The sequence below is a fragment of the Oscillatoria nigro-viridis PCC 7112 genome (assembly GCF_000317475.1).
Lineage (GTDB): Bacteria > Cyanobacteriota > Cyanobacteriia > Cyanobacteriales > Microcoleaceae > Microcoleus > Microcoleus nigroviridis.
In genome coordinates this window covers 1,435,859-1,461,265 of the sequence record NC_019729.1, presented here as the reverse complement: position 1 = coordinate 1,461,265, position 25,407 = coordinate 1,435,859, and the positions used below count along the sequence as shown (strand labels likewise).

21 protein-coding genes and 1 pseudogene are annotated in these 25,407 nt (G+C 44.2%); 13 read left to right on the top strand and 9 right to left on the bottom strand.

Going from position 1 to position 25,407, the window contains the following annotated elements:
- Window positions 1–12 precede the first annotated feature (12 nt).
- The 7 genes and pseudogenes from OSC7112_RS06255 to OSC7112_RS06225 all read left to right on the top strand — a co-directional run bounded on the left by OSC7112_RS06255 (window position 13) and on the right by OSC7112_RS06225 (window position 8,541).
- Window positions 13–1,170 (top strand): glycosyltransferase, encoded by a 1,158-nt coding sequence (locus OSC7112_RS06255; protein ID WP_015175118.1) that lies wholly within the window; start codon window positions 13–15, stop codon window positions 1,168–1,170.
- 10 nt (window positions 1,171–1,180) lie between these two features.
- Window positions 1,181–2,128, top strand: coding sequence for an NAD-dependent epimerase/dehydratase family protein (locus tag OSC7112_RS06250; protein ID WP_015175117.1), 948 nt, complete (start codon window positions 1,181–1,183; stop codon window positions 2,126–2,128).
- Between the two features lie 212 nt (window positions 2,129–2,340).
- Window positions 2,341–3,837: pseudogene (locus OSC7112_RS06245) on the top strand (IS5 family transposase).
- A gap of 625 nt (window positions 3,838–4,462) precedes the next feature.
- Window positions 4,463–5,149: a sugar transferase gene (locus tag OSC7112_RS06240; RefSeq protein WP_015175116.1), complete on the top strand. Its 687-nt coding sequence runs from the start codon at window positions 4,463–4,465 to the stop codon at window positions 5,147–5,149.
- Window positions 5,150–5,162: 13 nt separating this feature from the next.
- Window positions 5,163–6,260 carry an aspartate aminotransferase family protein gene (locus OSC7112_RS06235; protein ID WP_015175115.1) on the top strand — a complete coding sequence of 366 codons (1,098 nt, stop codon included), beginning with the start codon at window positions 5,163–5,165 and terminating at the stop codon, window positions 6,258–6,260.
- A 34-nt stretch (window positions 6,261–6,294) separates the two neighbouring features.
- Window positions 6,295–7,368, top strand: coding sequence for a GNAT family N-acetyltransferase (locus OSC7112_RS06230; RefSeq protein WP_015175114.1), 1,074 nt, complete (start codon window positions 6,295–6,297; stop codon window positions 7,366–7,368).
- Window positions 7,369–7,404: 36 nt separating this feature from the next.
- Complete coding sequence (locus OSC7112_RS06225; RefSeq protein WP_015175113.1) at window positions 7,405–8,541, top strand: aminotransferase class I/II-fold pyridoxal phosphate-dependent enzyme; 1,137 nt, start codon at window positions 7,405–7,407, stop codon at window positions 8,539–8,541.
- A 320-nt stretch (window positions 8,542–8,861) separates the two neighbouring features.
- Here the strand turns inward: OSC7112_RS06225 and OSC7112_RS06220 are convergent, their stop codons facing one another.
- Window positions 8,862–10,178, bottom strand: a complete 1,317-nt coding sequence (locus tag OSC7112_RS06220) for a HEAT repeat domain-containing protein (RefSeq protein ID WP_015175112.1) — start codon at window positions 10,176–10,178, stop codon at window positions 8,862–8,864.
- Between the two features lie 238 nt (window positions 10,179–10,416).
- Here OSC7112_RS06220 and OSC7112_RS06215 point away from each other — a divergent pair, with 238 nt between their 5' ends.
- Complete coding sequence (locus tag OSC7112_RS06215; protein ID WP_015175111.1) at window positions 10,417–11,286, top strand: lipid kinase; 870 nt, start codon at window positions 10,417–10,419, stop codon at window positions 11,284–11,286.
- Between the two features lie 287 nt (window positions 11,287–11,573).
- Here the strand turns inward: OSC7112_RS06215 and OSC7112_RS06210 are convergent, their stop codons facing one another.
- From OSC7112_RS06210 to hemW, 4 genes are all read right to left on the bottom strand, one after another.
- Window positions 11,574–13,139, bottom strand: coding sequence for an FAD-dependent oxidoreductase (locus tag OSC7112_RS06210; RefSeq protein WP_015175110.1), 1,566 nt, complete (start codon window positions 13,137–13,139; stop codon window positions 11,574–11,576).
- A gap of 263 nt (window positions 13,140–13,402) precedes the next feature.
- Window positions 13,403–13,675 (bottom strand): DUF1830 domain-containing protein, encoded by a 273-nt coding sequence (locus tag OSC7112_RS06205; protein WP_015175109.1) that lies wholly within the window; start codon window positions 13,673–13,675, stop codon window positions 13,403–13,405.
- A 107-nt stretch (window positions 13,676–13,782) separates the two neighbouring features.
- Window positions 13,783–14,037: a hypothetical protein gene (locus OSC7112_RS06200; protein ID WP_015175108.1), complete on the bottom strand. Its 255-nt coding sequence runs from the start codon at window positions 14,035–14,037 to the stop codon at window positions 13,783–13,785.
- Window positions 14,038–14,264: 227 nt separating this feature from the next.
- The gene (gene hemW, locus OSC7112_RS06195; RefSeq protein WP_015175107.1) at window positions 14,265–15,608 is read right to left on the bottom strand and encodes a radical SAM family heme chaperone HemW; all 1,344 of its coding nucleotides are present in this window, start codon (window positions 15,606–15,608) and stop codon (window positions 14,265–14,267) included.
- A gap of 399 nt (window positions 15,609–16,007) precedes the next feature.
- On the opposite strand from hemW, the gene OSC7112_RS06190 reads away from it, so the two are divergent.
- Together OSC7112_RS06190 and OSC7112_RS06185 are read left to right on the top strand one after the other, a co-directional pair.
- The gene (locus tag OSC7112_RS06190) at window positions 16,008–17,087 is read left to right on the top strand and encodes a PIN/TRAM domain-containing protein (protein ID WP_015175106.1); all 1,080 of its coding nucleotides are present in this window, start codon (window positions 16,008–16,010) and stop codon (window positions 17,085–17,087) included.
- 25 nt (window positions 17,088–17,112) lie between these two features.
- The gene (locus tag OSC7112_RS06185) at window positions 17,113–17,298 is read left to right on the top strand and encodes a DUF8622 domain-containing protein (protein WP_015175105.1); all 186 of its coding nucleotides are present in this window, start codon (window positions 17,113–17,115) and stop codon (window positions 17,296–17,298) included.
- 212 nt (window positions 17,299–17,510) lie between these two features.
- Here the strand turns inward: OSC7112_RS06185 and OSC7112_RS06180 are convergent, their stop codons facing one another.
- Window positions 17,511–18,083, bottom strand: a complete 573-nt coding sequence (locus OSC7112_RS06180) for a Uma2 family endonuclease (protein ID WP_015175104.1) — start codon at window positions 18,081–18,083, stop codon at window positions 17,511–17,513.
- A gap of 90 nt (window positions 18,084–18,173) precedes the next feature.
- On the bottom strand, window positions 18,174–20,384 hold the full coding sequence (locus OSC7112_RS06175) for a Tex family protein (protein ID WP_041622396.1): 2,211 nt from the start codon (window positions 20,382–20,384) through the stop codon (window positions 18,174–18,176).
- Window positions 20,385–20,779: 395 nt separating this feature from the next.
- On the opposite strand from OSC7112_RS06175, the gene OSC7112_RS06170 reads away from it, so the two are divergent.
- Window positions 20,780–21,619: a Uma2 family endonuclease gene (locus OSC7112_RS06170; protein ID WP_015175101.1), complete on the top strand. Its 840-nt coding sequence runs from the start codon at window positions 20,780–20,782 to the stop codon at window positions 21,617–21,619.
- 83 nt (window positions 21,620–21,702) lie between these two features.
- Here the strand turns inward: OSC7112_RS06170 and OSC7112_RS06165 are convergent, their stop codons facing one another.
- Window positions 21,703–22,656, bottom strand: coding sequence for a class II fructose-bisphosphate aldolase (locus tag OSC7112_RS06165; protein WP_015175100.1), 954 nt, complete (start codon window positions 22,654–22,656; stop codon window positions 21,703–21,705).
- 206 nt (window positions 22,657–22,862) lie between these two features.
- Window positions 22,863–23,597, bottom strand: a complete 735-nt coding sequence (locus OSC7112_RS06160; protein WP_015175099.1) for a phosphoadenylyl-sulfate reductase — start codon at window positions 23,595–23,597, stop codon at window positions 22,863–22,865.
- Between the two features lie 227 nt (window positions 23,598–23,824).
- Between OSC7112_RS06160 and OSC7112_RS39430 the strand changes: the two genes are divergently transcribed.
- Window positions 23,825–24,013, top strand: a complete 189-nt coding sequence (locus OSC7112_RS39430) for a hypothetical protein (RefSeq protein WP_190274337.1) — start codon at window positions 23,825–23,827, stop codon at window positions 24,011–24,013.
- A gap of 817 nt (window positions 24,014–24,830) precedes the next feature.
- Window positions 24,831–25,196, top strand: a complete 366-nt coding sequence (locus tag OSC7112_RS06150) for a response regulator transcription factor (RefSeq protein WP_015175098.1) — start codon at window positions 24,831–24,833, stop codon at window positions 25,194–25,196.
- Window positions 25,197–25,407 lie beyond the last annotated feature (211 nt).

Sequence of the window (25,407 nt, the reverse complement as noted above, 5' to 3'; positions counted from 1 at the left end):
TAAATTCCTCATATGAACAGTCTTCTAATTATCACTACTATTCCAGCAACTATCCACGCTTTTTTGCTGCCTTTTGCCGAGCGCTTCCGTGAGCTGGGTTGGCGAGTGGATGCTATGGCTTGCGGAATTTCAGATAATGCTGAATGTTTGCAGGCATTCGATCGCGTCTGGGAGGTAGAATGGTCGCGGAATCCTCTAGATACGAGAAATTTTTTAGTTGCTCCGCGAGTGATTCGAGAAGTGGTAAAAACAGAACAATATGATATAATTCACGTACATACCCCAGTCGCTGCTTTTGTTGCTAGATACGCTCTCAAAGATTTGAAAAAGAAGCAAAAATTTCAGGTCATTTACACGGCTCACGGTTTTCATTTTCATCCTCTAGGTAAACCGTTAAAAAATGCTGTTTTTATGAATTTGGAAAAACTGGCTGGGCCTTGGACTGATTATTTAGTCACAATTAATCGCGAGGATGAATCAGCAGCAAAGCGCTACAAAATTCTTCCTCCTGAAAGAGTCCGCTATATGCCGGGAATTGGAGTGGATATCGATCGCTACAGCCCCAGTGCTGTTTCTGAAGCTGATGTCAAGCAAGTGCGTCAGGAAATGAGCCTTAACGGGGAAACTCAACTGTTTCTCTCCGCGATCGAATTCATTCCCCGCAAGCACCCCCAGGATGTCTTAAAGGCTTTTGCTAAACTGGCTCGACCTGATGTTGATTTGGCTTTTGCTGGAGACGGCCCCATGCTGGCGGAAATACAGCAAATGGCATCGGATTTGGGTGTGAAAAATCAGGTACATTTTCTCGGAAACCGCCGAGATGTTCCGACTTTAATGCGAGCTTCTGTGGCGACTCTGCTGGCTTCGGAACAGGAGGGATTGCCTAGAAGTATTATGGAGTCTTTGTCGCTAGAAATTCCGGCGATCGGCACAGATATTCGTGGCACTCGCGACTTGCTTGAAGGAGGTTGCGGCCTTCTTGTCAAGTTAGGAGATATCGACGGGTTGGCTCAGGCTATGGCTTGGGTGCTCGATCGCCCGGTTGCAGCTCGCGAAATGGCACAGCGCGGTAGGGAAAGCATACTTGCTTACGAACTCCAGAATATCCTGAAGCAACACGAGGCTTTGTACGCTGAAATCAACCATCAACCATCAACCATCAACCATTAACCATTAACCAATGAGTAATATCGTTACAGGCGCGGCAGGTTTTATCGGCTCTCACTTAGTAGAAACTCTGTTAAAGCAAGGTGAGAAAGTTATCGGAATTGATGAAGTCAACGATTATTACGATCCAGAATTGAAGAGAAAAAATCTCGCTCTTTTTACCAAACATCCAAATTTTCAACTGCTGGAAGACAATATTTTATCTTTGGATTGGCGATCGCTCTTAGCTAATACAGAAGTCATTTATCACCAAGCAGCGCAAGCAGGCGTGCGCGCTAGTTGGGGAGAAGGTTTCCGCAGCTACACCGAGCGCAATATCAATGCAACTCAGGTCATTTTAGAAGCAGCAAAAAATGCACCGCAACTGAAAAGATTTGTACTAGCTTCTTCATCATCGGTGTACGGCAATGCTGAAACTTTCCCTACCAGTGAAACTGCCTGCCCTCAACCAGTTTCTCCCTACGGAATTACTAAGTTAGCCGCTGAACGTTTGTGTTCGCTTTATTATCACAATTTCGGCGTTCCGGCAACCATGTTGCGCTATTTCACCGTTTACGGGCCTCGCCAGCGTCCCGATATGGCATTCCACATATTTTTTAAATCAATTTTGCGCGGCGAAGCGATTTCAATTTACGGAGACGGACAGCAAACCCGAGACTTCACGTTTATCAGCGATTGCATTGCTGCTAATGTAGCTGCTGCTAAAGTTCCAGAAGCTGTGGGCGAAATTTTCAATATAGGAGGGGGAAGTCGAGTTGCTTTAGCAGAAGTTATTCACATAATGGAAAACATTGTCGATCGCCCGATTCGCATCAATTACCTACAATCGAGCAAAGGAGATGCGCGGGATACTAGCGCTGACGTATCCAAAGCTCAAAAAATATTGGGATATCAGGCACAGGTTTCTTTGAGGGAAGGATTGAGGCAAGAATGGGAATGGGTGCAGTCTTTGTATGGTTAGGGCCTACTTAACCTACTTGACAGATGCAGCTACCGTTCGCGATTCAACCGAACATGAGATAAATTTTTGTTTGGCAGATCAGAAAATAAATAGGGCTTGCTGAATAAGTGGTTCAAGTAAACAGTGTATGGATTTTCGGACGAAGAAAGGTAGTAATGGTGCAATAAAAACAGGTATAATGACTCAAAACCCGTGCATCACCATTTGCGCTCGTGTACCGAAAAGCTGAGCTTGCCCCAAGCCCCCCATCCGACTTTGAACTCCCCTTTGGAGGAAGGTTGTCTGCTGACAACCGTTGGGTAAAAATGGCCGAACTAATCCCTTGGTCGGAATTTGAATCAGATTATGCTGAAAATTTCCCCACCGAAATGGGCGCACCCGCCAAGTCATTTAGGATGGCATTGGGGGCATTAATTATCAAAGAAAAACTGGGAATTAGCGATCGCGAAACAGTAGAACAAATTCGCGAAAACCCATACCTGCAATACTTTATCGGTCAATTAACCTATAGTAATGAACTCCCATTTGACCCATCACTATTAGTTCACTTTCGGCAACGAATTAGTGTGAATCTAATCAATAAAGTGAACGAACGAATGGTCAAGAAAATACGGGAAACCACCCCAAAGCCGCCTGAAAAAAAAAAGGATTCGGACGCAAAAAATGAGTCACCCAATCAAGGAAAATTAATCATAGATGCGACCTGTGCCCCAGCAGATATTAGCTATCCAACCGACTTAGGACTATTAAATCGAGTCCGAGTTCATACCGAAAAAATCATCGACATTCTCTATAATTCTCTCAAAGTAAAAATAAAGAAAAAACCCAGAACCTACCGAAAACTAGCAAGAAAAGATTACTTAGCATTAGCCAAACAACGACGACCTAAACGAAACAAAAAAATCCAAGCAATTAAAAAACAACTGCAATATGTCAAAAGAAACCTCGCTCATATTGAACAACTAATCGAGTCAGGAGCCACCCTACAAAGTCTGAGCCAAAAGCAGTATAAAACTTTGCTAGTCCTCACCGAAGTCTATCGCCAACAACTCTGGTTATTTGAAAATAACAAACAGATTATATCGGACAGAATAGTAAGTTTAAGCCAACCGCACATCCGTCCCATTGTCAGAGGAAAAGCAGGGAAACCCGTAGAGTTTGGAGCCAAACTGTCAGCGAGTTGCAGTGAAGGATATGTATTTTTAGACAGGATAAGTTGGGATAATTTTAACGAATCAGGAGACTTAAAAGCACTCATTTGAAGCATTTAAGAATTACACAGGATACTACCCAGAATCAGTCCATGCAGATCGCATTTATCGAACGAGAGAAAATCGATCCTGGTGTAAAGAAAGAGGAATTAGAATTAGTGGTCCCCCTTTAGGAAGACCCCCAGCAAATGTCAGCAAAGAAACAAAGAAACAAGCTTTAGAAGATGAGAGAATTCGGAACTCTATTGAGGGCAAATTTGGGACTTGCGAAAACGAAGATTCAGCTTGAATCGGGTGATGGCAAAACTTGATAATACTTCACAGACAGCCATTGCTATTACTTTTTTAGTAATCAACCTTTCTACCTGGTTAAGACGGGTTTTTTGTGTGTTTTTATGTCAAAAACCGAAAATCACACCTGCTTACGGGTCAACCATTATCAAAAGCTATAACTGGGTAAGTTATAGAAAACCAAAAATTATGTTTCGTCGAGCTTGAATCACCCATTAAGTGAGATGCCTACGGCTGGCTACGCCTACGCGATTTTTCTTAACTTATTCAGCAAGCCCTAAATATTCAAGTAATTGGTTGATCGGACTCTTTGTGGTTAGAGACTCTGAAAAAACTTCGCCACGATATCTATCATTTGCCTGAATATCTATATTTGGAGTCTATTAGCAACAACGCCCTAGCAGAAGCTAGGACTTGCATAATTTTGGGATGAATCTTGTGGTTTGGCCCCCAGATTTATCCCAAAAAAATAAGGGTTTTCAGCTTTGATAAAATTCAAAATCGTCCCGCAAATATGCAACGCCCAAATTTTAAAGTTTCTGTAACAATACTTCGGACAGTTTTTGATTGCCAACCGTAGAATAAGGGTTTCAAGGCTCCAAGGCAAGTTTGCTACCAACGGAAAATCAATGGTTTCAGACGCTAGATCTAAAAACAGTCCGGACTATTGCTGTAAAAGTAAGCGATCGCCCCAACCAGAGGTTCACAAAAGCTTCATAAAGCACCGAAGTTATTTAAATTTTCTGTAAAGCTAACAGAAGTGATTACCGTATAAACCCGGATTGTGCAAGACTCAGGGAAGTACAGTAAATTGCTGTTGAGGTGTACAATCATGAGTATTTACGAATTACTACCGATCAAATCAAACTCACAAATATCGCAACTTAATCAACGAGTAAATCCCAACAAAGTCAGCCAATTGGTTAAGCGGGTATTAGATAGATTATGTGCAGCGATCGCCCTTTTGGTGTTCTCTCCCGTAATATTAATAGTTGCGATCGCCATTTACATCCGCATGGGTAGCCCAATTGTCTTTAGCCAACTGCGGCCGGGCAAAAACGGCGAGGTTTTCCAATTCTACAAGTTTCGCACCATGACGAGCGATCGCGACGCTGATGGCAATCTTCTCCCCGATAATGAACGCCTGACAGCGCTCGGGCAATTTATGCGTAAAACAAGTCTTGACGAACTTCCCCAACTGTGGAACGTTCTTAAAGGCGAAATGAGCTTTGTTGGCCCTCGCCCCCTATTAGTGCAATATCTAGAACGCTACAGTCCGGAACAAGCACGCCGCCACGATGTTATGCCCGGAATCACCGGTTGGGCCCAGGTAAATGGTCGCCGACTTCTAGATGGAAACTGGCCCGAAAAATTCAGGCTGGATGTTTGGTATGTCGATAATTGGAGCCTGTTATTAGATTTAAAAATACTTTTCCTAACAGTATGGAAAGTCTTACGACAAAAAGAAATTAGTCAAGAAGGCCAGGCTACGGGTGAAGAGTTTAAAGGTAATCAATAAGGACTTCAAATCAATGATTGCTAGATGGGAAGTCGGCTCAGAATTTCATTGGTCGGATGATGCCCTGACACCATCATCATCGGAAAAATTATTCCCCGAAACCTACGAACTATTTTCCACTGCTACTGGCATTTTATTGGCTATAGAGCGTTTTTTGAAAGGGGATAGCGAACGTCGATTAAGGCTGCATTTACCGACATATTACTGCATGGAAGTTGCCGCCAAAATCAGTAAATTTTTTGAGCTGTGTTGGTATCGCGATTTGCCCACCGAACCACTCCCTGATTTTAATACCCTTCACCCCTTACCAGGTGATTTGGTGTTGGCAGTTAATTTGTTTGGCGTGCGGGAAGGGAAAGCTTGGCAAGATTGGCTGACTCAAAATCAACATATTGTCTTGATTGAAGACCACAGCCACGATCCGTTCTCCCTTTGGGCACGACAAACTACCGCTCACTACGCGATCGCATCTTTACGCAAAACACTACCAATTCCCGACGGAGCAATGATTTGGTCGGGGCAGAAAATGGAACTGCCTCGACCTTCTAAATCAGAATCATCCGCCGCCGCAAAAAAACTCACTGCCATGTTGCTAAAGCGAGCCTATTTGATGGGTGCGGATATTTCCAAAGATAGCTATCGAACCCTACAAACAGAAAGCGAGGAAGATCTAAGTAATGATGGGGATCGGTCTGTTTCCACCCTGACAAAAAATATTCTGGGAAGTTTAAATATTTCCGCAATGAGACAACAGCGAGAAACCAATACCAGAGATTTTGTAGATATGATCTTAAAAGAAAAACCTCAAAGTTACCAACCTCTTTTTACAAATTGGTCTACAAATTATGTTCCCTTTAATAGTATTATCCTCTGCAAAAACCACCAAATTAGACAAGAACTACGTCGCTTTTTGATAGGCAACAATATTTTTGCTCCTGTTCATTGGTCGCAACCAGCAAATCAATTATTCGGCAACGATTACCAAGCATTAGATTTATCCCATCGCCTGCTGACAATCCCAACCGACCATCGTTATTCCTACAACGATATGGAGCGCCTGGCAGAAAAAGTCTCTAAGTTCACCCAAAGTCATGTACCATTAAATATTTAGTCAAATTTCATAAGTAACAGGACAAAATTATTACATGAACGTTCAAATCATTAATTTGTTAAACCCTTTATGGCGGGAAATTTTACAAAAACTACACCATGATATTTATCATTTGCCTGAATATGTTAATTTAGAGGCAAAAAGAATTAATGCGACGGCAGAGGCTATTGTGATAGATGATGGTGAAAAAGTGTTTTTTTTACCCTATTTACTCCGCCAGTGTGAAAAGTTAGTTAAGAACGAAACAACCCAAGAAGTTTGTGATGTAGTGTCGCCTTATGGCTATCCGGGAATTCTGTTGAGCGAATCAGCAGCCATGACACCAGAGTTTTTACAGTCTGCGATGTCCGAGTTTATATCTAAGTTGCGGGAAAGAAATGTATGCTCTGCTTTTCTGCGGATGCATCCGATTTTGAATCAAGGATTAAATGAAATTTATTCATCTGATATCTGTAAAGTCTCTGGACATACTGTTGGAGTCGATATAAGTCTTTCTATTGAAGAAATATGGTCGCAAACTAGGTCAGATCATCGTAAAGATATTAATCGACATAAACGGTCTGGATTGATAGCAAGTATGGTTCCATTTGAAGATTATTTTGATGAATTTTTTGACTGCTACAATCAAACAATGGAGCGTGTAAATGCTAAACAGTTATATTATTTTGACCGGAATTTTTTTTCCTCTTGGTTAGATAATTTAAAAGAGCATATACATTTAGGCATTGTTAAGTTTGATGATGAGGTGATGTGTGCTTGCTTATTTACTGAGTGTTCTGGAATAGTTCAATCTTATTTGAGCGGGACAAAAAATAAGTTTTTAAAACAATCTCCTGACAAGTTACTATTTAATTATGTCCGATTTTGGGCCAAAGAACGCGGTAATAAATTTGTGCACCTGGGAGGTGGATATGGGGGCGCTAAAGATGGTGTATACAATTTTAAAGCTGGGTTTTCTAAACAAATTTATACTTTCTTAACATTCCGATTAATTACAAATGTAGAGAAATACCATCACTTAGTTGAGTTGCAAGCAAGCGCTTTGGAGACGGATTCTGCAACACTGCTCAATTCAGGGTTTTTCCCTGCCTATCGTGCTTTACCATAACAGCAAGCTCGTAGTAAATAAGCCTGGTTAGAAGTCATGCTCAAACAAATCCTCCTATCAACACCTCACATGGGTTCTCTCGAACAGGAGTTCGTCAAAGAAGCCTTTGATACTAACTGGATCGCTCCTGTTGGTCCCCATGTAGACGCTTTCGAGCAAGAATTCTGCCAAGTAGTTGGCGCTAAACACGCAGCGGCTGTTAGTTCCGGAACCGCAGCTTTGCATTTGGCTTTACAATTAATTGGTGTGGCTTCGGGAGATGAAGTTTTTTGCTCGACTCTAACTTTTATTGCAACTGCTAGCCCGATTACTTATCTTGGCGCCAAACCAGTTTTTATCGATAGCGATCGCACTTCTTGGAATCTCAACCCCGACTTGTTCCGAGAAGCGCTTGAGAAACGAGCAAAAATTGGTAAATTACCCAAAGCTGTTGTTATCGTACACCTCTACGGTCAAAGTTGCGATATCGACCCAATTCTGGAAGCTTGCAATGCTTATGAAATTCCGCTAATAGAAGATGCGGCCGAATCTCTAGGGGCTAGCTACAAAAATAGATCGCCTGGAACCTTTGGTAAAATAGGCATTTTCTCATTCAACGGCAATAAAATTATCACCACTTCCGGCGGCGGAATGTTAGTTTCCGATGACCAAAAACTGGTAGAAAAAGCTCGTTTTTTGGCAACACAAGCCCGGGACCCCGCTCCTCATTACCAACATTCAGAAATTGGCTACAATTATCGTCTCAGCAATGTTTTGGCTGGAATTGGTCGCGGTCAACTACGGGTTTTGGAAGAGCGAGTTGAAGCGAGACGGCGCAATTTTGACTTTTACAAACAAGCTTTAGGAAACTTGCCGGGAATTGAATTTATGCCGGAAGCTGCTTTTGGCAAAGCTACTCGCTGGCTGACTTGTTTGACGATCGATCCAGCCTCTTTCGGTGCAGATAGAGAACAAGTTCGCCTAGGACTTGCTCGAGAGAAAATAGAAGCGCGTCCGGTTTGGAAACCTTTACACTTACAACCAGTATTTGCTGATTGCGAATGTATGGGCGGTGCCGTGGCCCAAGAGTTGTTTGAGTACGGGCTTTGTTTGCCTTCTGGCTCTAATTTAACTGATGAAGATTTAGATCGGGTGACAAGTGCGATCGCCCAAATTCACAAAGAAAATCGATGATATAGCCGAAGAAAGTTCGGCAACAGATTCTCTAACGGATGTAACGGAGGCCACTCGATTTTAGATTTTAGATTTACGATTTTGGATTAACCTCTCCTTGTAAAGAAGAGGCTTGAAAATTGATTTTTTTATTTGATTCTCCGTGAACGGAGAGGCTTGAAACCTTTATTTTAGATTCTAGATTTAGATTTTAATCTAAAATCCAAAATCTAAAATCTAAAATTGTCTCGGTCAGGAAGAAGAAAGATGCGAGCGCTATTATTATATCCCTAAATTTTTCAAGAAGTAGGGGATTTGGGTATTCTATCTTTTGATTAATTTTATTGCCATTCTTGCAGGGCGATCGCAATTCCTTGTTTCAATCTTGGTTCGAGACTCTCTTGTTTCACTAAGTTTTCTAATTTCTGCCTGACCTCGGCAGCACCTAGCTGTTTGAGCGCTGCCATGCAGTGTAGCCTGACGCTGCTGTCTGCGTCGCCCAACATTGAAATCAGAGCATCTAGCCCTCTCATATCTCCTAATTTTCCTAAACCTAAAGCTAAAGATTTTTTGCTAACTGCCTCCTGCACGGCAGGATGATCGGTTTTCAACAAATCAATCATAATTTCAGCAGCAGCAGCTTTTAATTCCGGCTTTTCTACTCGCCCTAAAACAGTGATTATCTCTTGATAAACAGTAGAATTTATGTTAATAAATTCGGTTATCAATGTCTGATGTAAATATGCTAAAGCGGTTGCAGTTTCCATCCAGCTTAGGGCGCGCACAGTTTCGATTTGCAATTCAACCGGAGTTGTGGGCGATCGCAGCAATTCAAATAAAGCAGCCGCTGCAGCATCGGTTTTCACTCGCCCGATCGCGATCGCCGCTTGCTGACAAACTTCTAATCGAATGTCCGAAAGCAAAGGTTTGAGCAAGTTAACTAAATCGAATTCTGCATCTAAATAGGCGCGCACACCGAGAGCTCGCACGGCTTCTTTTCTGACTGCTGTTGCCGGATCTTTGAGTGCTGCTACCAGTACCGGCGGGATGCGGGAATCGTGAAAGCTGCTCAGGGCCTCGATTGCGTGCGCCCGCACCGCAACTTGAGAGTCTCCGACTACGCTTAACAGCGGTGCTATGGTTTCGGTGCGCCGAATTTGGGCGAGTGCTGCTGTGGCAAACTGTCGCGAGTCTTCTTGGAGTAGGAGAGTTGCGAGGGATTCTATGGCTGTCGGGCCGAAATTCCCTAGGGTTTCGGCAGCGATTTGGCTCAATTCTTCGTCGGAATTTTTGACCAATTCTACTAAAGCTTGAATCACTTCCGGGCGATTCCCTACGGGATAGCTTCGCTTCACGAACTTTCCGAGAATGCGGGCGGCGAACCACCGGGGTTCCGTGTCTGCGTCTTCGTCTTCGAGCACGGCAATTAAAGGTGCGATCGCGCCATTTCCCAGATTGGGCAATACTTTAGCAATTTCCCAGCGGTCTTGAAAATCGCCCCATTCCAAGGCTTGTATTGCTAAACTGACAGCTTGCTCTAAAATGTCTTGTTCCTGCGGCTTGCTACCGTCGGCTGTCACTTGCTGCAAGCATTCAACTAACAAGGGCCAGTTTTGGCGATCGGCAGCGACTTGCGCTTTTTGTAAAAAATTATACATGATTTTAAATTAAGTTCGATCGAGAAGCGAGGTTTTTTGAGGTTTTTTGCTGCTAGGTCAGAGCGGGAGGGAGCTACTTTTTACGAATCTTTTGCTACAATTATCCATTTTTTAACATTTTTGTCAATCCATCATAACTGGTAAAATAGAAGTAAAGCATTAATTTCATGAAGTTAAGGCATCAAGCTATACTTTTTGTAATATAAAATATGCAATATTCCTCATTAAAAATCAACAAATGAAGAAAGCTCTACTTTTAGTAAACCAGCACTCCCGAAAAGGGCAAAAGCTATTATCTCAAGCCACTGTAGAATTAGAAGCACTGGGTTTTGAGTTAATGGTAGAATCTACCGACCACGCCCGCGAAATTTCCGACACTATTCGCCGCTACCAAAATCGAGTCGAATTAGTAATAATTGGGGGTGGCGACGGCACTCTCAACGCCGCCATAGAAGGTTTGATAGACACCAAGTTACCCTTGGGTATTTTGCCGATGGGAACTGCTAACGACCTAGCCCGCACTCTGAAAATTCCTACAGCTTTATCGGCAGCTTGTCAAGTAATTGCCAGCGGTAAAGTTCGGCTAATAGACTTGGGTTGGGTTAACGGCAAGCATTTTTTTAATGTTGCGAGTTTGGGATTGAGCGTGGAAATTACCCAGCGACTGACTAAAAAAGTGAAGCAGCGCTGGGGAGTGTTAGCTTATGCTTTTACTGCTTTGCAGACAATTTTGTCAGCGCGACCGTTCCGAGCAGAAATTAAGATAAAAAACCAATCTTTTAATGTTAAAACTATTCAAATTGCCATTGGCAACGGCCGCTATTACGGAGGTGGCATGACAGTTGCCGAGGATGCCACAATCGACGACAGGCGACTGGATTTGTACAGTTTGGAAACAAAAAACTGGTGGGAAATCATTGCTTTGCTGCCGGCCATGAGGCAAGGAAATCATACCAGTTGGCCTAACGTTCGCGCCTTGTACGCTCAAGAATTTGAGGTTAATACTAGCAAACGCCGTCCGATTAATACCGACGGTGAAATCACAACTCACACGCCTGCAAAATTCCGAGTGATTCCCCAAGCTTTAGCAGTTATAGCTCCTTCATAACTCATGATTTATATAATTATGTTGTGGAACAGGCCGGAAAGCCTGTTCATATATTCGCCACGGGCAAGATGCCCGTGCCACAAGCAAGATGCCCGTGCCACAATTAATTAATCTATAAATTATCTTGTGTTGTGGAACAGCCCCGAAAGCCTGTTCATGTATTCGCCACGGGCAAGATGCCCGTGCCACAATTAATTAATCTATAAATTATCTTGTGTTGTGGAACAGCCCCGAAAGCCTGTTCATGTATTCGCCACGGGCAAGATGCCCGTGCCACAGTTAATTAATCAATAATCGCCTCCAGCGCCGTATTGCCACGCTTCAACTAATCGGTGAAAATAGTATTGCTGTTCCGGTGCTAAATTTTTCACCTGCGGTTCTACGGCTTTCCCCAAAGGCTGCAACCCCGTATAAATTCCTAAATTTACATAATGAACCATCCAATCTAGCAAATTAGCTATTCCAACCTGCGGGATAATTTTCATAACTAATCCGGGATGGCTAATTGCTGTTTTAAACAAGGTTTTTGACAAAGCCGGAAACAGCACGATATCCTGAAGAAACGGTTTGAGTACCGGTTCTCCCAACTCTTCCATTACCTGAAATACTGCTGCCAAAAGTTGATTGATTTGATTGGGGTCTATTTTTTGATTCATTGCAGCACTCATCGAACGTTGAAACAACCAGGTAACTGATAGATTCGGCTGGTAAGGCTGCAAAAGTGCGAGGGAATTTTTGTCGAGACTGTCGCTTGTCAAAGCTTCGTCAATTCCTAGAGTCAAGCGTTTCAGGTGGCGCACCATTGCCCCGAAACCGCCGAAGCTGAGGGGAGATTGGCTACCGCTGCTGTCTCCGACTGGGAGTATGCGATTCCAAGGCGTTTTTAGAGGACTTTGGCGATAGCAGGGGAAGAATCCGTAGAGTGCTCTTTGGAATTTTAACTGTTCGAGTTCGACGTTTTGATATTGGGGAAGCAAGCGCAAATACTCTTCAAATAATGTTTCTAGACTGAATCTTTCTGTGTCGGCGTCTATGTAGGTAAATAAGTAGGTGGTGCGGCCGTCTCTGGCTGGAAATGCTTCCCAAAAATATTGACACTGATTTTGCATTGGGGTGAAGGATGCAAATATATCGCCAGTGTCGTTTTTGGGGTATCCTCGAGCGCAACTGCCGACTACTAAACATACGGCGTCGGGTTTTTTTCCTTGTCTTGCTTGGCGGACAATGGGGGAAAAATGTCCCATTGCGTCTAATAATAATCTGGTTTTAAATAAATTTGTAGCAGGTTGTGTATCGGTATTTGCCGATTCTACCAAGACTCCATCCGGGTGAATGGTTGCTGTTTTAAATGGTGTATTTTCAAATAGCTTTCCTCCAGCTTGGAGAAATCGCTGTTTCAAGGTTTCTAGGAGGTAAACTGGGTCTATTCCGATGTTGAGTACGTCGCGCACCCAGATGTCGGGGGTGTTGGCAAAGCTGATGCGGGCTGGGTTATATTCGGTGGCTATGGCTTTTTCTATCTCTTCAACAGATAGTAAGTTTAGTTCTAAGAATGCGTCTAATTCTTTGCGCGAAATGTTCCATTCTTGGTCGCGGCCTCGCAGGGTGCCGCGTTCGAGCAAGGCTACTCGCCAACCCCGCACGGCTAAGGCTGTACCGATTAATATTCCTAGGGTTCCGCCGCCGATAACTATGTCGAAGTCGAGGTTTTTGAGGGGTTGTTGGCTGTGTTTGACTGCTTGGGGCGCTGGTGCGGTGTTTTGTTTGAGGTTTTCCCAGAGTCGATCGACTTTTCTCAGGCCTCCGAGGGCGTCTCCTGGCACTTGGGAGAGGATTTGTTCGGTGAGGGACATCGGGTTTTAATATTAAACAGTGGTTGATATTTTATAATTTAGCTTAGATTAACATTTGCGACAGTTTCAGGGCTGACGCATGAGGGTTATAAACCAGGTTTCTACGAATTTTCCGACGAGGAACCAGAAGTATAGAAAGAAACGGGGTTTTTGATGTCGCGAGTGCGCTCGCGAACGGAGCTTTTATAATCATACAGAGAAACCCGGTTTCTGAAAAAAAAACCGGGTTTCTACCTCTCGTTGGTCACTCTAAGGAATTATCTTCAATCAGCCGTGCTTAATTCTTCAACTCGCAGCCGATCGCACAAAATTCGCTCGCACACAATAGCACCCGTCTCCGCACTCCTGCAAACTTCTAACTGAGCTTCCGGCAACGCTTCAAACAAAAAACGTTCTCCCGGAAACACTGTCCGCTCAAAATACCAATTAGGAATATTTGTAATGCGAGCGATTTGCACTTTGCCAGTATTATTAAGATACCAACACAAAATGCGCGTATGACCTTCGGAAATTACCTGATTTAGTGTCAAATTCATTTTTTTAACTTGTTTGTGCAATTGTGCGAGCGATCGGCGAAAAGCCTAAACTTAATATACCATATTACCAGTTAAAACACATTTTTTTTTACATTGTTTGGGTTAATTCATAAATTTCGCCGGGAAACATCAGCGCCTTCCACGTATTCCCAAGAAGGTGCAAAAGCCGGCATTGCTAAAGTGCAAGATTTCCACCCTCCCCTCACAGGTGCGTTCAACAATTGACAGTGACCGACTGAACCTGTTGCCTGTTGGTAGTGACCGCAAAAATTACATTTGGAAGCCGGATTGCAAACGCGCTCGCTAATTACAAGGCAGGGCTGGTTTTCGGTTTGGTTGCGCTCGATAGTTAAAGTGTTCATTAAATTACTTTTTAAATGTTCAGTCTTAAGTATGACGGCTGGAGTGCAGTCGTGGCGTCTATCTCAAGGCTTAGTTCCCCTTTAAGTTTTGTTTAGGGATCGATAGAAAATATATTATTTTTGAGATGATCGAGGTAGGGAGCAATTGAATTTCCTTTCCGTCGTATTGGCGGTCCCGGCTTTAGGCTCGATCGCGCTTGCCAGGGGGTATACTTCTTCAGACAGAGCTAATTATCCTCGCTTAACTTGCTAAACAAATCGGCTAAAATTGTGTTAGAAAATAAAAAACCTTCGGGATCGCTCAACCTCAAATTGCCGGAAAGCGGCAGTTTTGCTCCCTCGCCTAAAGTTGCGCTCGCCCTATCCTCCCTCATAATTTCCACCCATCCTTGTCTCCAGTAGGGCTGCAAACAACGCCAAATTTTATCAACCGTTTGTTGAGTAAACTTTTCAGTCAGCGCCGACAGGCTAACTCCTTCTGCTAAACGCAAGCCTAGCATCAGGGTTTCTAACAAAACGTCATTTTCTGAGACTTGAAAATTTTGCTCAATTGCTGGGTAAATATCCGGCTGGGTTTCCCCTCCAAGTTTTGGGGTAGCAGGGGAATTGAGGTCAGAGATCGATCGCACCCACTGATAATATTCTTGAGTTTTCCGAGGCCTTGTTAGCCTCAGACCTTCCACGTAACTCGCCGCCCCCATTCCCAAACCGTAATAAGGGCGATTTTCCCAATAAACGCGGTTGTGGCGGCACTGATAGCCATCGCGAGCGTAATTAGAAATTTCGTAATGTTCGTAGCCAGCCCCCGTCAGAATTTCCCGCGCCAAACGGTACATTCCAGCAGCGGTGTCATCTGCTGGTAGCGGCTGCGCGCCTGCTTCAAAGTAGCGCCCGAAAGCAGTTCCCTGCTCAACAATTAAGTCGTAACTCGACAGGTGAGTCGGGGAAATTTCCACCGCCGATTTCAGGGAAGCTTCCCACTGTTCTAAAGTTTGGTGCGGCAGTCCCGAAATTAGGTCTAAACTGAAATTGACAATACCAGCCGATCGCACTATTTCCACAGCTTCAAAAATATCAGCGACAGAGTGCGATCGGCCGCAAGCTTGCAGCAATTCATCCTGAAAAGCTTGCACTCCCAAACTCACTCGATTTACTCCCGCCGCTGCATATCCCCGCAACTGTTCTAAAGTAAACGTACCCGGGTCGATTTCTATAGAAATTTCCGCCTCAGCAGCAATCCCAAATTTGCCGTCGAGAGTCTCTAAAATATTGCTCAACTGACTGACAGAAAGCAGCGAAGGCGTGCCGCCACCAAAAAAAACTGTTTTCAGAGATGCGCCTAAATTTTTAGTTTCTTGAATTTCTTGACACAGTACGGCAACGTATTGGACTATGGTGCCGGAATTCTCGCCATTTTTGCGATCGCCCACCACAAAAACCGGAAAATCGCAGTAGTAACAGCGGCGGCGACAAAAAGGTATGTGCAGGTAAGCCGAACTCGGAATGCCGGAATTTGCCACTTGCACACTTTTTTTTAATTCAAATGTTAAATAATCTGTGGGAGGGTTCATTACATCTGACGCCGAAAGCGCAACTTCAAATCTAAAGTTTTAATTAAACCATCATGAATAATTATGTATATTATGACATTTTCTTACCAAAAAAGCGCTGCGAACGATGGCGTCCCGCCCTCGCCCGTGCTACGGCTCTTTTAATTTAACCTCGTACCGATTTCGATCTGCCCAAATTCCCGAACAGCTCGCAGGGCGGTTTATTCGCACCTAGTGCCTGCTTTCGGCGGGGCGTGGTAAATGCCGATCGACTCCCTGGCAGATCCCCTAAAGGGTACAACCGCGAAATATAAGTTTATGAAAATCCCTGAGTAAATAGGGCGATATCCGACCAAAGCATGAAAACAAGTATCAGCACTGGAAAGATATAATGTGAATAAATTCATTAACCTAGAACTAATGCTAGACGCAATCATAATTATCTCATTCATAGTCGCAGGTGCAGGCATCGGCTATTACGGAGTCGAACTCCTGCCGAGCAATCTGCTCGAGCAAGTTACAAATATACAAGGTTTAAGTTCTGTACTAGGCTCCTTTGGAGCATTAATCGGGTTCGTACTCGGATTAGTGGCTCAAACCACCTACCGCCGGGTGGAAAAACAAGTCCGCGATATGCCGGTGGAGATGCTGCTGACGCGGGCGATCGGCTTAATCATCGGACTGCTAGTAGCAAACTTAATGCTGGCTCCGCTATTCCTGCTGCCAATTCCCCGAGAGTTCGGCTTCATCAAACCTCTAGTCGCAGTCTTGGGTAGCGTCATGTTCGGCTTCACAGGCGTCAGTTTGACCGACACTCACGGCCGGGCTTTCTTGCGCCTGATCAACCCCAAAAGCTTAGACACGGTGTTGGTAGCCGAAGGAACTTTCAAACCAGCCTCTGCCAAAGTTGTCGATACTAGCTGCATTATTGACGGCAGGATTGAAAACCTGCTAGAAACAGGTTTCCTCGAAGGTCAAATTATTATCCCGCAATTCGTGCTCCAAGAACTGCAACTGATAGCTGATTCCGCCAACGACCAAAAGCGAGTGCGCGGGCGCCGCGGCTTAGATGTACTCAACCGCATCAAAGAAACATATCCCGAACGGATTCAAATTCACTCGGCTGATTACGAAGATATTGCCACAGTGGATGCTAAATTAGTCCGCTTCGCCTTGGATATCGACGGCATTTTGCTCACCAACGATTACAACTTATCGAAAGTAGCTACCGTCCAAAAACTGCCGGTTTTGAATATCAACGATTTGACTCATGCGGTGCGCCCGACTTATTTGCCGGGAGATACGATCGAACTAAAAATCCGCAAAGAAGGCAAAGAACCCTCTCAGGGAATCGGTTACTTGGATGACGGCACAATGGTTGTCGTAGAAGCAGGAAGCAGCTATGTCGGCGGCGAAGCCCGAGTCGTAGTCACCAGCGCCCTGCAAACCAGCGCAGGCCGCATGATATTCGCCCGCCCTCAAGAGTCCGTTATTGTTTGAAACTGACTTTTGAAACTGAGTAACAATGGCCAGGGCAATCAGAATCAAATTTTGCGATCGCTGTTCCCAATCTGCCCCAACTCTCTACCGCGCCCGGTATGACGAGTCGGGGCAGTGGTTTTTTTTGTGTCTTAAATGTTGGGAATCGGTAAGTAAAAACAATCCTTTTTACTTCTACGGCGGCACTTGGAAAGCTAGCAAGAAAAAATAACAATTACCAGCTTGTTCTTCTTTTCTCTTCCTTCGTGTCCTTAGCCTCTTCGCGGTCAATCATATCAATATCTAGCAATCCTTGCAGGAGTCGTAAATTTTTTACCCCACCCCAACCCTCCCCTTACCAAGGGGAGGGAGTAAGAAATTCACCAATAATTTAGGATTGCTATATAATTACGAATTCTTCCAGTGATTCAGGAGTAATTAAAATCAACCAATCCCGATCGCATCTTCATACAATGTCTCGATCGCACAGCTAAAATTAACGCTAGTAAACTGAACCTCTTGCCCTTGACTGTAAGGATAAAGCACCCATAAACCCTCTGCATTCCGGCGAAAACACTCTACACTAACTCTTTCTTGATTGATTAATACATACTCTTGCAAACTTTCAGAAGTACGGTAATCAGCAAATTTATCCCCTCTGTCAAAAGCCGCTGTAGTCGGCGATAAAACTTCCACAATTAAGCGCGGGTAGCGAATGAAATCTTCAGCAGCATTTCTGTCCCGTTCATCACAAGTCACCGCGACATCGGGATAGTAATAGAAATTTGATGCCTCAATCCGAACTTTCATATCTGCCATATAAGTTATGCAGCCACTTCCGCGAAGATGATTTCTCAACAGTGCAAACACATTTCCCGTAATAATGACATGAGGTTTGCTTTCCCCTGCTTTTGCATAGATTTCACCTTGCCTGTACTCGTGTTTGATGGGGCTGACTTTCTCGGCTGCTAAATAATCTTCAGGAGAGACGTAGGTGTCGCTTTTACTTGCAACCATATAATTTTGAGGTTGGTGAGGATTACATAATTATAGCCGTAGCTTGCGGGGCGGGACGCGATCGCCCTTTTTCAGCTTTCCCCCAAAGTTTCAACGTCGGCGCGGGGCCGGAAGCCTCGCGCTATTGCCATTTTGCGGTTGCGGTTTTTCTTGCAGCTTCATCGTCAAACTAACCCGCTTTAACTTCTCATTCACCTCCAAAACCCGCACTTTCACAACTTGTCCGACTTTAACAATCTGTTTCGGATCTTCCACGAATCGATCGGCTAATTGAGAAATGTGAACCAAACCATCTTGGTGCACTCCCACATCAACAAAGGCTCCAAAGTTAGCTACATTTGTGATTATGCCTTCTAATTCCATCCCAACTTGCAAATCGGAGATTTCTTTGATTCCTGCTTGGAAAGTGGCATATTTAAACTCGGCGCGCGGGTCTCTGCCCGGTTTTTCTAGTTCGGAAATAATGTCTCGGAGTGTGGGTTCTCCGACTTTTTCTGTGACATATTTCTTGATGTTTACAGTCTTGATTTTTTCCGATATTTGTGTTATTTCTGTCAGCGGCAAGTCTAAATCCTTGGCGATCGCCTGCACTACAGGATAACTTTCGGGATGAACTGCTGTATTGTCTAGGGGGTTTTCGCCGCCGCGAATGCGGAGAAATCCCGCTGCTTGTTCAAAAGCTTTTGGCCCGAGTTTGGGAACTTTCAGGAGTTGGCGGCGATTTTTAAATGCGCCGTTTTCGTTGCGGTAATTGACGATATTTTTGGCAACTGTTGCCGTCATTCCCGACACAAATGTCAGCAGTTCTTTGGAGGCTGTGTTTAAGTCAACTCCGACATAATTAACGCAGCTTTCGACTGTTTCGTCGAGTTTCTTTTTGAGCAGTTTTTGGTCAACGTCGTGCTGGTATTGACCGACTCCTATTGATTTCGGGTCGATTTTCACGAGTTCGGCGAGGGGGTCCTGCAAGCGCCGTCCGATGCTGACTGCGCCGCGGACGGTGATGTCGAGATCGGGAAATTCGGCGATCGCCACCTCGCTTGCTGAATAAATCGATGCACCGGATTCATTCACCATGACTTTAATCGGTTTTCTTTCCATTTCGGCCAAAACTTCCGAAACAAATTCGTCTGTTTCCCGGGAAGCTGTACCGTTACCGATCGCGATTAATTCAATTTTATATTTTTCAATTAAATGCTTGACAATTTTACCAGCTTGCTGTCGCTGAGCTGCAGCTTGGTGCGGAAAAATTGCTTGATATTCTAAAAATTGCCCGGTTTCATCTAGGGCGGAAACTTTGCAGCCCGTGCGAAATCCCGGATCGATCGCCAATGTGGGTTTCATTCCCGCCGGCGCCGACAGCAGCAACTCGCGGAGGTTGGTTTCAAAAGTGGCGATCGACTCGATATCGGCGGCGGCTTTATTGTGCGATCGTACTTCTGTAATTAACGAAGTCTTCATCAGTCGGTTGAAGGCATCCTTCAAAGTCGATTGATAAAACTCTTTAACTTCCGGTATCCTAGTTCTAATTTCCTGAGATTCCAAATAAGCCATCACTGCGGATTCATCAAAGCCCAGTTCCAAATCTAAAACCCCTTCCGTTTCCCCGCGAAACAGCGCTAACATATTGTGCGACTGAACGCTTCTCGCTGCAACTTGGTAATTGCGGTACATTTCAAATTTAGTGCTTCCTTCCGGGAAATCCTCTTTAATTTTCGAGACAAAAACTCCCGTTTTCATCAAAAACTCTCGCAAGTAAGCCCGCAATTCAGCTTTTTCCGAAACCGCTTCCGCCAAAATATCCGCAGCACCTTTGAGAGCTTCTTCTGCTGTTTTCACTCCCTTTTCTTCCGAAATGTATTTAGCTGCCTCCGCCTCAAAATCTGCTGGTTTAGCCGTCGGTAAATTCAGACATTGGATAAAATTTGCCAGCGGTTCCAAACCTTTTTCCCTAGCAATTGTCGCTCGCGTCCGCCGCTTTGGTTTGTAAGGCAGATACAGGTCTTCTAGTTCGTTTTTTTGCAAACACGATTCGATTTTTGCTTGCAGTTCTTCAGTGAGTTTCCCCTGAGAGCTAATCGTATCTAAAATCGACTTTTTCCGCTCTTCAATTTCCGTCAAATATGTGAAGCGATCGGAGATATCCCGCAACTGAATTTCATTCAGCAAATCCGTGCGTTCTTTGCGGTAGCGGGCAATAAACGGAATAGTTGCTCCCTCGGCGAAAAGTTCCAGAGCATTATTGACTTGAGACAGATTAATGGAAAGTTCTCGAGCAATCAGTTGAGGAATGTCGATCATAGTGCAGAATTTCGGAACAGTCATTCGATTTTAGATTTTAGATTTTAGATTTTAGATTTTAGATTTTGGATTGATTCCACGGATAAATTCGGGGGCGTGAGGATTTTAGATTTGAGATTTTGGATTGATTCCACGGATAAATTACGTGGCGGGTACCATCAACAAATTTTTGGTCAATTTTAGATTTTAGATTTTAGATTTTAGATTAACTTCACAGACGAGAGGAAGAAAATGGATCGTCCCGATTTTGTTAAAATCGTTTTCTAGGAGTGCGACCGTCGGGCACAGCAAAGCCGATATATCTCGCTTCTAGCTCTCCGGCTTGCACTCCTGTGAAAGCCTGATTGGGATGCTCTGGTGATGTTAGCATAAATGCAGTAATTTCTCAATATTATATGTTGCCTTTTAAATATCCTGTGCCGCAAACCGATCCGCCGCGATCGCCCAGAGAAACGCTGCCGACGATGTACGATTTACCCAGCGAAGACCCGGAGGAACCTGGTTTGCCTGACGAATTTCACGATTTGCAGCCGCAGTTGTTGAGCCTGACGTTTCGGCCTCGGAATTATCCGGCTTCTGAGATATTTAGCGGCACCGACATGAACCTTTATTATGACGTGCATCACACTCTGTGGCACAAGCGGCCGGATTGGTTTGCAGTTGTGGGAGTTCCCCGACTTTACGATCGATCCGAACTGCGGATGAGTTATGTTACTTGGCAGGAAGGCGTGAATCCTTTTGTAATTGTAGAACTGCTGTCGCCGGGAACGGAAAAAGAAGATTTAGGCGACAATACCGATGAGGAAAAGTTGCCACCTCAGTCGGGAAACGCTGCGGGTAACGGGCAAGTTTTGGAGGCGGAGGCGAAGGAGGAACCGCCGAGAAAATGGGAGGTTTACGAGCAAATTTTGCGGGTTCCTGTTTATGCGGTTTTCAGCCGCTATACTAACAAATTGCGAGTGTTTGAATTGAAGGGCGGACACTATCAAGAATTAGAATTGCCCGAGTCGCGAGTGTGGATTCCTGACCTAAGTTTGGGCTTGGGTTTGTGGCAAGGAGAGTTTCAGGGAATCGATCGACTGTGGTTGCGCTGGTATGATGTTGATGGCAATTGGATTCTGACTGAAGCGGAACAGCAACGGCAGCGGGCCGAGTCAGCGGAAGCTCAATTGCAGTCTTTAATTCGGCGGCTGCGGGAATCTGGCATCGATCCCGATCGATTTTTAAACGGTTAGAGAGGACTCAAGTCCTGACTAAAAACTGGTTCGCAGTCAGAACTTGAGTTTTTTTTTACTTCAACATCAGACTGAAGGCCTGACTATACACACACAGGCTTTAACATTTGATCGAAACTTGATTGGTTGCGGCTGGTTTGCTTGTTGCTGGTACTCTTTGGGGTCAAGTCATCCGCGTAGGGAGATTGATGCAAATAAGCTTTACCGACAGAACCAAAAAGTTGCAATTTGTCAGAAATGACCGATTGCATGGCATCGATAGCTTTTTCCATTATTTCCAACAAATCCGGTTCTGACAAAGAAATGCTACTTTTTAACACGTCCATATAAGCTTCGCGAACTTCTGTATTCACATTAAATTTCGATACTCCGAGTTGAATACATTGATGAATAATTGATTCCGGCAAACCGCTAGCACCGTGAAGAACTAACGGCACTGAAACAGCAGCCCGGATTTTTGCCAGACGCGGAAAATCGAGTTTCGGTTCGCTGAAATATTTGCCGTGGACGTTACCAATTGTTACGGCTAAAAAATCCACCTTAGTTTCTTTGATAAACTCTACTGCTGCTACGGGATCGGTCATCCTTGCCGCTTTCTCATCGATTGTCAAACCTTCTTCCTTGCCACTAATTCTGCCGATTTCTGCTTCAACTGCCGCACCGTTAGCGCGGGCTAATTTAGTCATTTCCCGGCTAAATATTAAGTTTTGTTCGTAGGGCAAAAAAGAAGCGTCTGCCATAATTGATTTGATACCGGCGGCTAGGGCGAGGTGAATGTCTTTTTCTGAGGTGCTGTGATCTAAGTGTACTGCGATCGGCACTAAAGATTTGCGGGCCGCTTTGATGCACAGCGCGACTAAAGGCGATTTTCCGTATTGGAGGGCGCTGGGGTGAAGTTGCAGTATAGCAGGACTGTGCAGCGCTTCGGCCGCATTGATGACGGCTTTTACTCCTTCGAGGTTGTAGACGTTAAAAGCGCCGATCGCATAACCATTTCTCAATGCAGTGTTCAGCAATTCGCTAGTTGAGGCGAGCATATAGTACCTGCTTTAAAAACTTTTCTGAATGTTCATCATTCTATCAATGTTTAAGAGCAAGCTCTGCTTAATGTGTGTTTATTTTAATTGCGAATTCTTCGGCTACGATTTATGTGAAGTGCATTTATTCTTGGGTAAGGTGCGCCCAGCGCACCCTACTATTTGTTTGGTGAGCCTAGCGCACCTTACTCCTTAAGTGATTTAAACTATGTTTGTGCGTTACCAGCGTGCAAACCGCACTCTTTTACCGTCGCTTCTTCCCACCACCAGCGACCTTCGCGTTCGTGTTGGTTCGGCAATACCGGCTTCGTACAAGGTTCGCAACCAATGCTTACAAAACCGCGTTCGTGCAACTTGTTGTAAGGCACATCCAAAGCTCGAATATATTCCCAAACCTCTGCCGAAGACCAGTTTGCTAAGGGGTTGAATTTAATTAATTCATGGTCGGGAGTTGAGAATGCCGTGTCAACTTCAATGACCGGAATACCGTTGCGGGTACTGGGACTTTGGTCTTTGCGCTGGCCGGTAATCCAAGCATCGAGAGTATTTAATTTGCGGCGCAGCGGCTTGACTTTCCGCACACCGCAGCATTCTTTGTGACCGTCTTGATAAAAACTAAACAATCCCTTTTCTTCTACTAGGGCTTGTACTTCTGCAGCATCGGGAAACATTACTTCTAATTTAATGCCGTAATGTTTTCTGACTAGATCCAAAAACTGATAAGTTTCTGAGTGCAGTCGTCCGGTGTCTAGGGTGAAAACGCGGAAATTATTGGTGATTTTTGAGGCAAGATCGATCAGAACTACATCTTCAGCCCCGCTGAAAGAAATGGAGATATTGTCAAAATTTTCTAGGGCAAATTTGAGAATGTCTCGCGGTGTTTTTTGACTGTATTCTGCTTCTAGGGCGGCAATGTTGAGATTTCTTTCGATGGCAACCATATTTTCGGGTTTTCGGTGTTCTTTTCCTCTAGCCCTTTATTATAGCCGATCGCCGTCTCTCCCTCACCGACTAATTTCATAATCAAGCAATTTTGTCTGCAGCCGCCGGATTCATCCGTGAAGCGAGAAAAAAGCTCCGACTGCTCATCACCAGCCCCCGGATTTATCAGTGGGAGCGCTTCTTCTATTCTAAAATCTCAAATCTCAAATCTCAAATCTCAAATCGATTGACCGCATCTTGCAGCAGTCTTTTCGGCTGGGCCCACAATCAAGCTCAAGGATGGCGATCGCCTGCTGGTAGCAGTTTTGGGGAACCCAACACTTCTCTACTGGGTAAAATGGGACTCTCTATCGGCCCATTGATATCAAATCTGTTGGCATGGGAATTATTCCTATCTCTCTTATTATCTGCGTGAATCTGCGTCAATCCCTTGTCCGGGGCGGTTCGATAAATTATTTTTTTTTTACCGCAGATGAGGGCAGATGCAACACAGATTAACGCAGATGAATTAGATTGTTAACTGTTGACGTTAATTTACTATTCCGATGCTACCGTAATTCATATTAATTTGCCATCCAATTATAATTGGATGGCAGCATAAAATTTTAAATATCATTGCTACAATACTCCTGTTTGACTTGTCTCATTCATAAAATAACAGCGCTTGGTCAGCGATGCGGTGCTGTATTTTGCCTGAATCCTTACCCTTTTTTTTCCATATTAGCACCGCTATAGCTACTTTTAAATTGCGTTTTATGGCGCTGAGAAAAGAATTTATATAGCACTATTTAGGTATCACATAAAACTAAACTATTGAAAAAAAGCTAAATAAAAAGTAGAAACTCCGGTTTTTTTATCCAATATATCCTTAGATTGAAATCCTCAATCATTGGTAAAATTATTACTCTCTCAGATCGGTTCGGGGAGGGTTGGGGTGAAGATTTACAACTCCTGCAAGGATTGCTATACTAAGAGCTGTGGGTTTTAAAACAGCGAATTACCAAGCATAAATTACTAATTGCCGCTTAATTTATTCAGAGCGATTGCGTTAGTAAAGTAAATTTTTATCGCTTTTTATCGCTGACATCTAACCTTCAGCCATACGATCGGCTATATTGTATTTGGAAGTACATTAATTTGTCCGCAAAGCGGTCTCGTCTCATCGCCGCCGATCGCGTCAGCTTCTAAATAAATATAGTCCGCTGTCAACAACAGCAAGGAAGTGTGGAATCATGTCAAAAGTTTTAGTAGTAGACGACGTAAAGAGCGAACTAGAAATCATCTGCCGCATTCTTCAAGATGCCGGATTGGAGGTGATCCGGGCTGGCGACGGCGAAGAGGCGATCGCCATGATCCGAAAAAAGTGTCCGGCTTTGGTCGTTTTAGATGTAGTGATGCCGCGAATGAACGGGTTTGAAGTGATCAGAGAATTGCGGGGCGATCGCGCAACTGCCAAATTGCCCGTAGTATTTTGTACTCATAAAAACACCGAGATCGATAAAGCTTGGGGAACTGATTTAGGGGCAGACGCTTACGTCAGCAAACCCTTTGAACCTCAGCAACTCGTCCACATAGTGCAGCGCTTGCTTTTAGCGTAAACCCAATATAAAGCGATCGGCCGCTTCCCAAAAAATATTATACCGACAAACCCCGTTTTTTTTAAATAAACTGGGTTTTTGAATACCATAAAAGTTGATCTTTAATGATAAAAACCTGGTTATTTGCCCCGCTGCGATTTATTTAACGGAAACATTTGAGACACCCAAAGTGATGCTGCAAAACTCGATCGCCGATCGCCTTTCCTGTTAA

Excerpts from the sequence above, each read along its gene's own strand:
- OSC7112_RS06255 (WP_015175118.1), top strand. The coding sequence starts at position 13 with ATGAACAGTCTTCTAATTATCACTACTATTCCAGCAACTATCCACGCT.
- OSC7112_RS06250 (WP_015175117.1), top strand. The coding sequence starts at position 1,181 with ATGAGTAATATCGTTACAGGCGCGGCAGGTTTTATCGGCTCTCACTTA.
- OSC7112_RS06240 (WP_015175116.1), top strand. The coding sequence starts at position 4,463 with ATGAGTATTTACGAATTACTACCGATCAAATCAAACTCACAAATATCG.
- OSC7112_RS06235 (WP_015175115.1), top strand. The coding sequence starts at position 5,163 with ATGATTGCTAGATGGGAAGTCGGCTCAGAATTTCATTGGTCGGATGAT.
- OSC7112_RS06230 (WP_015175114.1), top strand. The coding sequence starts at position 6,295 with ATGAACGTTCAAATCATTAATTTGTTAAACCCTTTATGGCGGGAAATT.
- OSC7112_RS06225 (WP_015175113.1), top strand. The coding sequence starts at position 7,405 with ATGCTCAAACAAATCCTCCTATCAACACCTCACATGGGTTCTCTCGAA.
- OSC7112_RS06220 (WP_015175112.1), bottom strand. The coding sequence starts at position 10,178 with ATGTATAATTTTTTACAAAAAGCGCAAGTCGCTGCCGATCGCCAAAAC.
- OSC7112_RS06215 (WP_015175111.1), top strand. The coding sequence starts at position 10,417 with ATGAAGAAAGCTCTACTTTTAGTAAACCAGCACTCCCGAAAAGGGCAA.
- OSC7112_RS06210 (WP_015175110.1), bottom strand. The coding sequence starts at position 13,139 with ATGTCCCTCACCGAACAAATCCTCTCCCAAGTGCCAGGAGACGCCCTC.
- OSC7112_RS06205 (WP_015175109.1), bottom strand. The coding sequence starts at position 13,675 with ATGAATTTGACACTAAATCAGGTAATTTCCGAAGGTCATACGCGCATT.
- OSC7112_RS06200 (WP_015175108.1), bottom strand. The coding sequence starts at position 14,037 with ATGAACACTTTAACTATCGAGCGCAACCAAACCGAAAACCAGCCCTGC.
- hemW (WP_015175107.1), bottom strand. The coding sequence starts at position 15,608 with ATGAACCCTCCCACAGATTATTTAACATTTGAATTAAAAAAAAGTGTG.
- OSC7112_RS06190 (WP_015175106.1), top strand. The coding sequence starts at position 16,008 with ATGCTAGACGCAATCATAATTATCTCATTCATAGTCGCAGGTGCAGGC.
- OSC7112_RS06185 (WP_015175105.1), top strand. The coding sequence starts at position 17,113 with ATGGCCAGGGCAATCAGAATCAAATTTTGCGATCGCTGTTCCCAATCT.
- OSC7112_RS06180 (WP_015175104.1), bottom strand. The coding sequence starts at position 18,083 with ATGGTTGCAAGTAAAAGCGACACCTACGTCTCTCCTGAAGATTATTTA.
- OSC7112_RS06175 (WP_041622396.1), bottom strand. The coding sequence starts at position 20,384 with ATGATCGACATTCCTCAACTGATTGCTCGAGAACTTTCCATTAATCTG.
- OSC7112_RS06170 (WP_015175101.1), top strand. The coding sequence starts at position 20,780 with ATGTTGCCTTTTAAATATCCTGTGCCGCAAACCGATCCGCCGCGATCG.
- OSC7112_RS06165 (WP_015175100.1), bottom strand. The coding sequence starts at position 22,656 with ATGCTCGCCTCAACTAGCGAATTGCTGAACACTGCATTGAGAAATGGT.
- OSC7112_RS06160 (WP_015175099.1), bottom strand. The coding sequence starts at position 23,597 with ATGGTTGCCATCGAAAGAAATCTCAACATTGCCGCCCTAGAAGCAGAA.
- OSC7112_RS06150 (WP_015175098.1), top strand. The coding sequence starts at position 24,831 with ATGTCAAAAGTTTTAGTAGTAGACGACGTAAAGAGCGAACTAGAAATC.